This is a genomic window from Kribbella sp. NPDC056861 (assembly GCF_040687575.1).
Lineage (GTDB): Bacteria > Actinomycetota > Actinomycetes > Propionibacteriales > Kribbellaceae > Kribbella.
Genome location: NZ_JBFBNQ010000007.1, coordinates 363,280 through 376,405 on the forward strand (window position 1 = coordinate 363,280; position 13,126 = coordinate 376,405).

Consider the following 13,126-nt stretch of genomic DNA (forward strand, 5'->3'; position numbering starts at 1 on the left):
AGCTTCTGATGACGGACTACGACGCCTTGTTCGGGGCGGATCTGCGGTTGCTGGGCGATCTGGAGTACGCCGAGCAGCGTGAGCGTGGCGCCGACCTGTTGACGGCGGTGCGGCCGGTCTCGTCGAAGGTCGACCTGCAGCGGCTGACCGGCGTACAGGATCTGCAGCAGGCGTTGCTGCTGCGCTTCCTGACGCAGGTCGGCGAACTCGCGCAGCTGGGACATCCGGAGTACGGGAGCCGGCTGCACGAGCTGGTCGGTGAGCCCAACACCGAGACCACGCGCAACCGGGCCAAGCTCTTCACGCTGCAAGCCCTGCAGGGCGAACCGCGGATCGCCGCGGTGCAGTCGGTGACCGTGACCACGGATCGCGCGCGGCCGACCTGGCTGGTGATCAAGGCCCAGGTGCTGGTCATCCACGAGCCGACGCCGCTCAATCTGGTCTTCCCGATCGACCTCGGCGGGAGCGTCGCATGAACGGTGACACCGCAACGCTGATCCACCGCCCGTACGGCGATCTGGTCGACGACATCCTCACCTCGGTGGTCGGCGGCGTCGTCAACGAGCCGATCCGGTTCGACCTGAAGGTGCTGACCTATCCGCTGGCCGAGCCGGCCGGCGGCGTCCGCGGCATCACCGGTACTGCGGGGCAGCAGCCGCGCACCTTCGTGCTGGACATCGACTTCGCCTTCGGCGCCGGCACCAACGTGGTGATCTGGCTCGAGGACGGCACGCTGCCGGACGACGACAGCACCTTCTACGTCGACTACTTCCGGATCGAGAGCCGTTCGCCGCTGAGCGACATCAACGTCGGCAGCGTCACCCGGACCCTGTCCGAGGCGGTCGGCCGGGAGATCGCGACGGTGTACGAGCAGATCAACCTGGCCTACCTGTCGGCCTTCGTCGACTTCGCGACCGGCAAGTCGCTGGACTACGTGGTGTCGATCCTGGACGTGGTCCGGAAGACGGCCGAGTACGCCGAGGGGCTGGTCACCTTCTTCCGGGCGTCGGCGGTGGACGGCAACATCACCATTCCGGCGGGCACCCGGCTGGCCGGTGGCGGGGTGGTGTTCACCTCGACCCAGCCGCGGACCCTGCAGCGCGGGCAGGTGCGGATCGACGTACCGGTTCGGGCGGACACCGGGTTCGCCGGGGACGCCGGGCTGGTGGCGGCGGGCGTGATCAGCGAGATGACGCAGCCGGTGGCGGGGATCGAGCGGGTCACCAATCTCGACCCGACCATCCGGGCAGCCAGTGACGAGACTGACGACGAGTTGCGTGACCGGGCGCGGGCGGCGTTGCGCGCACTGGGCAAGGCCACGTTGTCGGCGCTCGACCGGGTGATCCGGGAGGGCCGCGGGAAGCCAGTCGAGTTCTTTGACCCGAACAGCCCACCCGCGAACCGGTCGGACCCTGGCACGGTCACGGTGGTGGTGGACGCGGAGCCGGAGCGGCTGCCTAGTCTCACGGCTGCGGTGCACGACACGCGGGCGGCCGGAGTACTGGCGACTTTGGTGGCGCGGTACGTGTTCATCACGCCGCGAATCACCGCGACGATCACGCCTGGCATCTCGGCGCCGGGGCAGGCGCAGATCGCGGCTGACGTGGTCGCCGCGCTGCAGGCACTTGTCGATGGACTGAGTGCCGGTGACGCCGCGGACGGCGCGGACGGCGCGGCCATGCTCGCTGCGGTGAAGGGTGTGGATGACGTCACCGACGCGACCATTGTGGATGTCGTTGTTGCTCGGGCTGACCTGTCCGGTGACACCGGGGACGGGACGCTGATCGACGCGTTGCTGACGGCCGTGGCGACTGCGCCGGCTGATGGGCTGCGGGCGGCTCTGACGGCTGCGGTGGAGGCTGCTGGTTCGCAGGCGCCTACCGGTGCGCGGATACCGGATAGGTCGTTGTTGGTCGGGCCGACCGGGCAGCAGGCCACGGATGCGGAGATCGAGGCCGCGACGTTCAGTGTCTCGGCGACCATCGACGGGGAGCAGTGGTGGATCGCGCTGGACATGGCCGCCACGGATGTCGCGTTGCAGGAGGCACCCGGTGCCTAAGGCCGACCGCATTCTCGCGAACCTGCCGCCGACGTACCGGACGCTGGGGGATCCGTCGGCGCTGCGGGCGCTGACCGACGCGTACGGCGGTGAGCTGCAGGCGGCCGAGAACAGCCTGGTGGCGGTGATGCGGTCGCACTGGGTCGACTTCGCGGATGCGGGGGAGACGGCGATCCAGGATCTTGCGCTGTTCGGGGCGTTGTACGGGCTGGCGCCGCGGCCGGACGAGTCGGTGGAGGAGTTCCGGGAGCATCTGAAGCGATATGTGAAGACGTTCCTGGACGGGACCGTCACCGTGCAGGGCATTCTGCGGATCACCGCGGAGACGCTCGGACTGCACATCGAGGACGATGCGCTCGACAGTTGGTGGACCCCGGGCCGGTCGGCGGTGCTGGCCGGCTCGACTCCGGATGGAGCTGACGCGGCTTCGCTGGTCTTCGGGCAGCCTGCCTTCGACCGGTACGGCGCTGATGCCGCGCGGGCGAGTCTGCTGGGTGAGGTCGATCTGCGCGGCGGAGTCGATCTTCAGGCGCGGGGAACGTTGTGGATCGCCTTGGATGGTGGTGGGCCGCAGTCGGTCGAGTTGGCGACCGGCGCGGCTGACCCCGCAGCGGTGACCGCGGAGGAGATCGTTGCGGCGATCCACGATCAGCTCGGGGTAGAGGGGATCGCTGAGCTGTCGGACGGTCGGCTGCGGCTGTCCTCGTTGACCGCAGGAACTGCCGGGCTGGTTACTGTCGACGACGGACCGGGCGATGCGGCAGACCTCGTGCTCGGGCTGCGACCACGGACCTATCGCGGTGCTGATCCGACTCAGGCGACGGTGACCGGGCTGGTCGATCTCAGCACCGCGGTCGATCTGACCGGGCCGCGCTATCTGCGAATCGTTGTCGACGGCAATCATCTCGCTGAGATCGACTGCGCTGGTTGTGCCGCCGATCCGGCGGCGGTGGAGATCGGCGAGATCGTTGCTGCGATCAACAGTGCGCTCGGTCTGCCGGTCGCGACGGATGACGGCCGGTTCATCACCCTCACCTCGCCGACGCCGGGCGCCGCTGGACACATCGACTTCCTCTCGCCTGCCGCGCAGGACGCGACGCTGCGGTTGTTCGGGCCTGTTGCTCCGATCACCGTCGGGTCGGCCGCTCGGAGCGCGCGGGTGGTCGGTGATCGCGACCTCGGTCCCGGCGTGGATCTCACCGATCGCTCCAGCCTCCGCCTTGCCGTGGACGCCCAGCCCGCGATCACGCTCGACCTGGCCGGCGCAGACCCAGCCAGTACTACGCCCGCCGAGATCGTCGCCGCCATCAACGAGGGCCTCGGCGACGCGGTCGCCGCGCACGACGGCAGCAAACTCACCCTGACGTCCTCGAGCCCCGGCCCCAGCGGCCGCCTCCGGGTGGAAGAAGTCGCAGGCGACATCGCTGAAGACGTCCTCGGCCTCCGTCCGCGCAGCAGCCAGGGGCGCGCGCCGATCACCGCAGCCTTCACCGGTACGACGGACCTGTCGGCCGACGTCGACCTCTCCGCACGCCATACCTTGTCGCTCGCCGTCGACGGCGCTGCCCCGGTGACGGTCGACCTCCGCGCCGGAGTCCCCGACCTCACCCAAGCCTCCCTCGACGAACTCGAAACAGCCATCAACACGGCACTCGGGCAAGACCTCGCGATCAATGACGGCGCCCACCTCATCCTGGTCTCACCCACCACCGGCGCCGGTGGAAGCCTCCGGCTGGCCCCGCTTGAGCGGGTCACCCACCGCCGCTTCGTCACCCGGGCTCGAGTCACCGACGACGCGGCGACCGCAGTACTGGGTTTCACCAGCCACCACGCGACCGGCACCGCCGGCGAAGCTGCAGTACTCCGAGGCACCAACGACCTCTCCGGCGGCGCCGACCTCACCACCAACCGCTACCTCCGCATCCACCTGACAGCTCGCCCGCCGGCTGCGCCGCCGGGCGAGGCGGCGGGGGAGGGCGGGGCTGTCATCGAGGTCGACTGCGCCGGGCCTCGCCCGCGCGCGACCACCCCGGCGGAGATCGCCGCGGCGATCAACACCGCTCTCGCCGCCGCCGCTGCAAGCGCCTCCGGCGCCGCGGGCTTCTCCGCCCTCGCGTTTACCGATGGTCGGACGGTGGGACTTCGGGCGGCGCCCTCTGCGGATGACCAGGTGCCTTCGGTTGTTCTGGAGGGGCCTCGGCAGCGGGACAGCCTGGAGACCGTGTTGGGCGTCGAGCCTGGGCTGGTGCGCGGCGGCGCTCCGGGTGGTGTGCGTCTGGTGGGGACCGTTGACCTGAGTGCGGGCGTCAGTCTTGTCGCGGATGCTGCGGTTCGGCTGGCGGTTGATGGTGGTGCGCCGGTTGACGTGGTGCTGGGCGATCCAGCGGGGACCGCGACGCGGAGTCTGAGCCAGCTGGTGGCCGCGATCAACGTCGCATTGGTGGCTCAGGTCGCGGCGCATGACGGCGTCCATCTGATCCTGACCTCACCGACGATCGGCGCGGGAAGCCGGCTCGAGTTGTTGCCAGCTGCGGGCACCGACGCGACGACCGACGTACTGGGCATCGCAGCACCACGCACCTACCAAGGCGCGACGGCGACACCAGCCGAGGTCATCGGCAAGCTCGACCGCACAGCGCCGCTGGACCTCTCCATCGCCAACCAACTCACCATCGCGGTAGACGGCGGCACCCCCGTGACCGTCGACCTCACCACCGCGGCCGCCGATCCAGCAGCGGTGACGATCTCCGAGCTGGCGACAGCCATCAACGCGGCGACGACCGCCAACGCCTCCTCAACAGCAATCCCCGGCGGCCTAGCCCTGCGCATCGCCTCACCAACGACCGGCCTCTCCAGCCGGATCGAGCTCAGCCGCACCCCCACCGGCAACGCCGCCCCTCTCCTCTTCGGCGCCATCGAGGCCCACGGCAAACCACCCGCCCCGGCGATCGTCGACGGCACCGTCGACCTACTAGCCCCGCTCGACCTCTCCCAGCGATCCGTACTACGCCTGGCCATCGACCACCAACCACCCTTCGACGTAGACGTCGCCGGCTCCACCTCCTCAACCACAGTCGCCGCGGAAATCATTGCCGCCATCAACGAACAAGCACCCGGCCTCGCCTGCCTCACTACCGAAGACAAACTGCGCCTCGCCTCCCCGACCACCGGCCCGGACAGCGCGGTCGACGTCATCCCCCTCAGATTCCTCGAAGTCGCCGAATACCCGCCCCAACCCGCCTGGGCCTCCGGATCAGTTGCCCACGGCACCGTTCTCCGCTTCCGCAACCCCGGCGCCTCCGACGTCACCGGCCGAGTCACCCTCACCACGCGAACCGGCGTCTCTGCTCCACGTCTCGCCGATCCGACGGCCGGCTGGTCGATCCGCCTCACCGAAGCGATCGGCGCCGGCGGCACGCTCACCCTCGACACCACCGACGGCACCACGATCCAGGCGTTCATCACCGAGAACGGCGCCACCCGCCCGGCGACGAACCCCCAGACCTCCGGCGCCAACCTCCTCGGCGTACGGCGTGGGCTCAATGCCTGGAGCTTCTCCGAATGCCGCGCCGCCCGCTTCGACTCCGCGTACTTCGACGCCGACCACTTCGCCGGCCAGGCCGGGAGCGAAGAAGCCGTCTTCAACCTGAGCTACTTCGGCCCGCAGGACGAGCACCCCGACGCCGTGTTCGCCTCGTCAGCGACCCGTACTCCGACCGCGGAGATCCGCGTCGACTGGGACTCCCACCAGGCCGGCGCGTTCACCGTCAACCTCCCCGCCGAGCTGGACGAGCGCTTCGGCGTCTCCTTCGGCGCCGGTGGCGTCGGCGCAACGGCAACGGGCAACGCGCGCTTCGGCGCCGCAGTACCCGAGCTCCACGCCGGGGTCGTCACCGAGCCGGTGACCGACGACGAGTTCCTGGTCGACCGGCTCAACGACCTGCAGACCGGTTCCAAGCTGGTCATCGCCCGCTTGGTCGACCTGGTTCCGATCGGCTGGAGCGCCGTCGCGCTGCCGTTCCGGGACGAGGCCCGGCTGACCGGCGGCCGGGTCGGCGCGCGGGCCCGGCTGTATCTGACCGAGCCCGGCCTGGCGCCCGGCTTCGTCGAGCTGTCGGCCGCCGAAGAAGGGGCCTGGGGCAACGAAATTCGGATCACCGGCCGGGCGTCCGGCCCGGCGATCTACGACCTCGTGGTGGCCTTCCCCGGTGGCCGGTTCGAGTCCGCCCGGCAGACCGTGCTCGGGCCGCCGCTGCCGTCGCTCGCCGACGCGCTGCTTCGCCCCGGACCGGTCGGCGTCGGCCTCGCCAAGGCGGCCGGCATTCATGCAGACGTGACCAGGGACCGGGTGGCCGGACCTGAACAAACGGAGGAAACCTGATGACCGAGACCACGCCGTACGTCGAACGCGCGCCCGGTGACCTGCTCACCGCGGAGGACTGGAACACGGTCCAGCGCAAGATCTACGCCGACATCCGGAGTACGTCGCAAGCCGCCGCCGACAGCGTCACGCACGTCGCGACCGCGGATGACGCCGACCACCTGGAGGGCAAGGACCTGAACGCGCTGACCGAGGAGGTCACCCGGCGGGTGCTCGACCAGGTCCGCGGCCGGACGGGGTACCAGCAGCTCTTCAAGATGCTCAAGAAGGAGGACGTCACCGAGCTGGAGCACAACCTCAGCAGCTGTCCGCTGGTCGACGTCTACGAGCTGGACTACTTCAAGGTGGTCTGCCGCGAGGACGACGAGACCCGGCTCGCCTACGCGACCTTCTACCTGCACCACCGCAGCGAGCGCCGGGTGCGGGTGCGCGACGCTGCCAACAACCAGGTCGCGGTCGACATCCAGCCGAAGGACCTGCCGGAGCTGGGCATCCTGTTCTCCGACCTGCTGACCCGCTATCAGGTGGCGTACACGGACAGCTCGACGCTGGACGACCTGGAGACGGAGTTCTGGAAGTCGTTCTTCAAGGATCCCAACGACCAGTTCGGAGACGACACGTACTGCCACTCACCGTGGTTCGAGCGCTGCTGCAAGCAGAACACCACCGTCGAGGAGCTGAAGGCGAACGGCGACTGGAACGACCTGCTGTTCCAGTTCCGGCCGCGCAAGACGGTCAACTTCCCGGCCGGCTCGGTCTTCGGCAACGAGCCGCGGATCCCGGCGCCGGCCAACGTGATGGTGCAGCACCTCGATCTGAACCGGACGGCGATCTGGTTCCCCGGTACCGCGTTGCACGGCGGGCCGGAGGCCGGTCAGGTGGCCGACTACCTCCAGGGCGAGTACGGCGACGAACTCGCGGTCATGATCCTGCTCAAGGTCTGAGCCGATGAAGATCCGAACCAGGTACTCCGGCCGCTCGGCGCCGTTCGAGCGGCTCCGCCGGCTGGTACTGCGTCGCCTCCCGGCCGGCGCGGTCATCAGCCGCGCCGTCCTGACGCTGACGCCGCACAGCGTGGACGCGGGCCGGCGGTTCCTGGAGACGATCACCTTCCCTGGCCCGGTCGGCGACTGGGGAGCCAGCAAGGCGCTCCCGAACGGTGCCGTCGAGATCGACCTGCGCGCGCGCCGCAAACTGGCCGCGCTGACCGGCACCAGCCTCGACCCCGGCGGAGTACTGCTGGTCGACCTCGGCGGTGGCTTTCTCGGTGTGAACGCCTCTGGCGGCCTGGGTGACGGTCCCGCCCTCCCGCTCACGAACACGATGGATCTCCCGGGCCTGACCGTGACCGGCCTTCGGGTGGCCAAGTCGGGTGCCGACATCTCGACGCTGAAGGTCATCTCACCGCCCACCGACATCACCCTCGCGGTCGAGGGCGGCCCGGTCTTCTACCACCGCATCGGCGACCTGGTGGAGCCCGTCACTACGCCGGACTTCGCACCGCTGCTCCAGGGAATGCTGCTGGAGTTGCCCGTCGTCAACGGCTGCTACGAGGTGCCTTTCGTGGTCACCTCCAACTCGATCTCCCGTCTGGACCTCGAGCTGGAGATCGACTACATGGTCGAGCTCTCCGCGCTCCCCGAGGGTCTGAGCACAGTCCAGTCCACCTACCAGTACGGCGGAACGCCGGCGGCTGCCACAGCTGCCAATATTTCACTGTCTCCTGGGCTAGTGGCCGTACCGGGCGGCACCTCCGGGCGGGTGCAAGGTGCTTTTGAGGCGAGCACCGTGGTGTTCGGTGCGTTGACTCCCGCGGCGACCGAGCACGTGGAGGTCTCCGCAGCCGGTCCGCTGGCTCAGCCGTTCGTGCTGGCCGACGCCGTGGTGGCGAGCTCGATCGACCTGCTCGTCACCTCCGTGACAGCGGAGGCAACGCTCGCACTCGACGTGGTGAACGATCTCGACGGCAAACCAGGCCGCACCTCCGTGCTGAGCAAACCCGCCGAGCTGACCCTGAATCGCGACACCGCCGGCTCCCCGACCTGGCTCAACGTCATCCTCCCCGCCGAGCTGGAGCTACCCGGCGGAGTACGCCACTGGCTGGTCCTGCAGGCAAAAGAAGGCGTCGCCACCTGGGGCGCCGCCAGCCAGCCAGCGGTCAGCCAACCAGCCGCGGTCCTGCAGCGGACAACCGACGGCGGATTGTCCTGGCGAGTGGTCGGCGACCTGACAGCGCAGCTGCGGTTGCGCCACCCAACGACCGCCTTCCAGATGCCACTGGAGCTCCGCGTTGCCACCGGCACCGAAGAAGTTGCCGTGTCCCTGCAACGGTTCGCCGCGCAAGGATCGATCGACCTGGACCTCAACTTCCCCGAGGTCGCCGCCGCCATCAACACGACCACCGCCACCGCCCAGGTGACCGCCGAACACGTTGCCAACGGCACCTTCAACGACTGGTACCGGGTCGGTACGACGATCAGCGGCCCGATCCCGCTCGGCGGCGCGAACACCCGCCAGTCCCTCGGTCGTGCCGCCGCCTTCCTCCCCGACAGCGGCACCGTCCTGCTCGGCGCGCAAGGCGGAGTCGGCGCCAGACTGCACTCGTACGACGTCTTCAGCCAGCGCCCGGGCTTCGACACCACCCTCGGCGCCGGCTATCCCGTAGCGATGGCCCTCGACGCCTCCGGCTCCCAGGTTGTCGTCGCGCTGACGGAGTTCGCCGGAGCCGCCGGTGGTTCCCCCGGATCCGCCCTGCAACTCGCCGCCACAGCCAACGGCCGCCTGATCGGCGCCGCGATCGCAGTACCGGAGCAGGTCTTCGACGTCGTCCGAACAACCGACGGGGCAGGTGTCCTGCTGCTCTGTCTCGACAACTCCGGCGACGCCCTCGTCCGCTTCGTCAGCTGGGCCGACCTGCGAACCGGTACGCCGGACTGGCCCCGCCTCCCGTCGGACCGCACGATCGGCTACCCGCGAGCGCTCGCGACCGGCCCCGACGGCGCGATCTATCTCGCCGTCCAGGGCGACGGCAACTGCACCCTGGTCCGCTACCCCGACCGCGCCGGCCTGACCGGCCGGAACGCGCTCCCGATCCAGCTGGACGAGAGCGCCGTCGATCTCGCGGTCTCGCCGACCCGCGACCAACTCGTCTTCCTGAGTCAGGGGTCCGTCCGCTTCCTGAAGGCGAGCGACCTGACCCCGATCAGCAAGGTCGACCTGTCCGCGAACGCGACCCCGCAATGCCTCGCGATCGACCCGACCGACGAACTCGGCGTCGTCATCCAGGACGGTCCCGTCCTGGCCATCGACGTACGCCGCCGCCTGGTCACCGAGTCCGGCGCCTCGATGTCCGGTACGTCGGACGGCGCCGAGATCGTGATCAGCCCGGCTGGGACGCACGCCGTCGTGACGATCAACGGCGGAGTCGCCGCTCACCTGCTGACGCTCGGCCAGGCTCAGCCCGTCGACTGGGAGCTGACCGCAGGCGGCGTCCGCCCAATCGCGCTTCCGGCGACGGGCGAAGTGCTCGCGCTGATCGGCGATGTCGGCAGCCGCCGAAGCAAGGTGCCGTCACCGGCCGCGCTGTCGCAGTCCATCGGCGTCTTGGCCGACACTCGGTACCGCTTCGCCTTCGATGGCATCAGCCAGGACGAGGAAGCCGTCGCGCAGCTGATCTGGCGCGGTTCGGGCTGCTCACGCGGCCGCACCGACCGGATCCCGGTGACAGCCTTCGACGCCGACCGCGAGACGGCCCTGGACCACGTGCCGCGGCACGAACTCGTGGTCACCTCGCCGCCCGGCGCGACCCAGGTCGAGATCAGGTTCTTCACTCCCGGCGGCCTCACCGCCGTCGACCGGGTCACGCTCACCGGTACGACGGACGCCGCGTCCACGCTGCCGTCGTCCTGGACCCCGACCGGCGCGGTGATCACGCCTGCCGGTGCGGCCGGGATCACGATGACGAACTCCGGCGCGACCGATGCCTTCGTGACTCAGCTCGTGCCGGTGGACCAGGCGGATGTCTTCGATCTCCGGCTGACCGCGAAGGTGACCGGTGCGGCTGCACGGGTGGAGCTCGCCTTCGGTGACGAGACCGAGACGCTGATCGGCGCACCGCTGACGCTGGCACTCGACCCGCTGGATTTCGAGGATCGAGCGATGAACGGCACTGTGCCCGCGGGGTCAGCGGTCGCCCGCCTGCGATTCGTAGTACCGGCTGGGGGTGGGGTGGAGCTGTCCGCGTTGTCGCTGAACTGCGGTGTCGCGCAGCAGGTCGCGCTCAAGTTCGTGTCGGAGGCGCCTGGCGATCTGGCGATGACCGGGGTGGCGGTCCAGTTGGACGAGGGTGTCCCGGTTGCCTCCCCGCTGCCTGCCACCGGTCTCTGCCCGTCGACGCCGGTTGGCGACGGCCCCGACGGCGAGGAGTGCTACTGCTCCACTTGCGGCGAAGACCGACCCGTACGCCGCCCGACTGCGGTTCTGACTCCTGCCGGGCGACCGGCGAGCGTCGCCACCTGCCCGACCTGCGGCACTGACCGGGTGCGTCTCGGCGGGCGGCTCCGAGAGGCGCCGGAGATCCACCTGCCGCGGTTCCAGGTTGCGGACCGGGCGGAGCACAGTACGGGGCGTAGTACGGGGCCTGCGATCGTGTCCCGCGCACGGGTGGACCTGCCGCTCACCGAGATCCGGGGGATCGGCGCGAAGCGGGCGGCGGAGCTGAACCAGCTCGGCGTCGCGGACCTGGCGGCGCTGAGCGCGGCCGACCCGGGGAAGGTCGCGGGACTCCGCGGAGTCTCGGAGAAGCTGGCCCGGCAGCTGATCACCGAGGCCGGCCGGCTGGTGCGCGCGCACGGCGTCCGGGTGATCTTTCCCACCTGAGGCTGGTCAGCGCGTTGACCCCGACGGAAGCGGACGACTACCTTGCGAGGGACAACCTGCGGTGCCATGAGGGAAACCGGTGAGAGACCGGTACGGCCGCGCCACTGTGAGCGAGCTTGCTCGTGAGTCAGGACGCTCGGGCACCAGCAGCCTTTCGAAAGGGACGCGCACTTCCCTAGGAGGTCTCATGTCCGTACCCACGCCTGCCTCGGCAGTCGCAGTACCGGCTGTCTCGCCGCGACTGCTCGCGATCGCTCTGCTCACCGTCGGCCTGGCGCTGCTGCTGGCCTACCTGGTCGCCTTCGACCAGGGCGCCATCTCGCAGTCCGGGATGTACCTGCACGAGCTGATGCACGATGGCCGCCACCTGCTCGGCGTCCCCTGCCACTGAGTCCTGCCGCACCACACCTCTGATCGACAGGACTGCTATGCGCACCTTCGGATCCCTCCTGGTGCGCGGACTGATCGTCGGTCTCTTCGCCGGCCTGCTGGCCGGAACGTTCGCGTACGTGATGGGCGAGCCCCATATCGACTCCGCGATCGCGATCGAAGAGGCCGCCGGTACCGCGCACTCGCACGACGCCGACGGCAAGGCCGTGCCGGCCGAAGCCGAGGAAGAGCCGCTCGTCAGCCGTGACGGCCAGCGAGCCGGGCTGTTCCTCGCCACCGCCCTGTACGGCGTGGCGCTGGGCGGCATCTTCGCCGTCGGCTTCACCTTGCTGCGCCGTCGCCTGCGCACCTCCAGCGACTCGTACGCCGCCCTCGGACTGGCCGCCGCCGGGTACCTGGCGATCGTGCTGGTGCCGTTCCTGAAGTACCCGCCGAACCCGCCCGCGGTCGGTGATCCCGAGACGATCACCAAGCGCACGGTGACCTACCTGCTGACGCTGGTGCTCGGGCTGCTCGCGGTCTGGGCCGGTGTCGTCGCCTCGCGCTGGTCCGCCCGCTTCGGCTCGGCCCCCTGGATCCGGCTCGCGGTCGGTGGCGCGGCGTTCCTGGTGACGGTGGTCGCCGCGTACCTGATCCTGCCCGCGATCAACGAGGTTCCGGGGTCGTTCCCCGCTACGCTGCTCTGGAAGTTCCGGCTGGCCTCGCTGGGCACCCAGACCACGCTCTGGCTGCTCCTCGGGCTCGGCTACGCGGCGGCGATCGACCGTCGTACGGCGAAGGTCGACTCTGAGGTGGTTGCCGCTTGACGTCTCTGACGCTGGTCGCGCACGCGCTGACTCCTGCTCTGCGGGGACTCGTTCTCGGAGGTGACGCCTCGCCCGACCCGTCGGGAGTCGAGGCGGCCCGGGAGTTGAAGATCGTCGCCGACGAGGTGTACTCCGGGCCGGAGATCGCGGCGCGGGAGACCGCCTCGGCGCTGGGCCTGGCACCGGTCGTCGTGCCCGCGCTGCGGGATCGCGAGTACGGCGACTGGACCGGCCGCGAGCTGGAGGAGCTGCTCGAGGCGTCACCAGGTGTGGTGGCGACCTGGCTGGAGCGGCCGCACACGGCTCCGCCGGGTGGCGAGACCGAGAACGACGTGATCACCCGGGTGGCCGACTGGCTGGGTGATGTGGTTGCGGCCGGCGTCGAGTCGGGCGCGGCGGACCGGCGTACGGTCGCTGCTGTGGTGCACCCGGCGATCGTGCGGGCCGCGGTGCTCTACGTGCTCGACGCGCCGGCCGAGTCGCTGCGGCATGTCGACGTACGACCGCTGTCGGTGGTGCGGCTCTCGGCCCACGCCGGTAGCTGGTCGCTCACTTTCGGCTGAGTTAGCTCTTCCCGTCAGGGGTTTCCGGATGCCAGACTGCCTGGGACCT

Annotated in this window: 8 protein-coding genes and 1 riboswitch; all 8 genes read left to right on the forward strand. The window is 69.9% G+C overall.

Translation table 11 applies throughout. The annotated features are described in order from the left end of the window. The first annotated feature begins 8 nt into the window (after positions 1-8). On the forward strand, positions 9-476 hold the full coding sequence (locus tag AB0P21_RS33420; RefSeq protein ID WP_363701953.1) for a GPW/gp25 family protein: 468 nt from the start codon (positions 9-11) through the stop codon (positions 474-476). Then, complete coding sequence (locus AB0P21_RS33425) at positions 473-2,059, forward strand: baseplate J/gp47 family protein (protein WP_363701955.1); 1,587 nt, start codon at positions 473-475, stop codon at positions 2,057-2,059. The genes AB0P21_RS33420 and AB0P21_RS33425 overlap by 4 nt, the downstream gene beginning before the upstream one ends. Further along, positions 2,052-6,440 carry a hypothetical protein gene (locus AB0P21_RS33430; protein ID WP_363701957.1) on the forward strand — a complete coding sequence of 1,463 codons (4,389 nt, stop codon included), beginning with the start codon at positions 2,052-2,054 and terminating at the stop codon, positions 6,438-6,440. The genes AB0P21_RS33425 and AB0P21_RS33430 overlap by 8 nt, the downstream gene beginning before the upstream one ends. Then, positions 6,440-7,384: a hypothetical protein gene (locus AB0P21_RS33435; RefSeq protein ID WP_363701959.1), complete on the forward strand. Its 945-nt coding sequence runs from the start codon at positions 6,440-6,442 to the stop codon at positions 7,382-7,384. The genes AB0P21_RS33430 and AB0P21_RS33435 overlap by 1 nt, the downstream gene beginning before the upstream one ends. Before the next feature lie 4 nt (positions 7,385-7,388). Next, on the forward strand, positions 7,389-11,318 hold the full coding sequence (locus AB0P21_RS33440) for a helix-hairpin-helix domain-containing protein (RefSeq protein ID WP_363701961.1): 3,930 nt from the start codon (positions 7,389-7,391) through the stop codon (positions 11,316-11,318). Between the two features lie 71 nt (positions 11,319-11,389). Then, positions 11,390-11,454, forward strand: a riboswitch (cobalamin riboswitch). A gap of 51 nt (positions 11,455-11,505) precedes the next feature. Continuing rightward, complete coding sequence (locus AB0P21_RS33445; RefSeq protein ID WP_363701962.1) at positions 11,506-11,709, forward strand: CbtB-domain containing protein; 204 nt, start codon at positions 11,506-11,508, stop codon at positions 11,707-11,709. Between the two features lie 37 nt (positions 11,710-11,746). Continuing rightward, positions 11,747-12,514, forward strand: a complete 768-nt coding sequence (locus tag AB0P21_RS33450) for a CbtA family protein (RefSeq protein WP_363701964.1) — start codon at positions 11,747-11,749, stop codon at positions 12,512-12,514. Then, positions 12,511-13,077, forward strand: a complete 567-nt coding sequence (locus AB0P21_RS33455; RefSeq protein WP_363701966.1) for a histidine phosphatase family protein — start codon at positions 12,511-12,513, stop codon at positions 13,075-13,077. Before AB0P21_RS33450 ends, AB0P21_RS33455 begins: the two co-directional genes overlap by 4 nt. Positions 13,078-13,126: the final 49 nt, after the last annotated feature.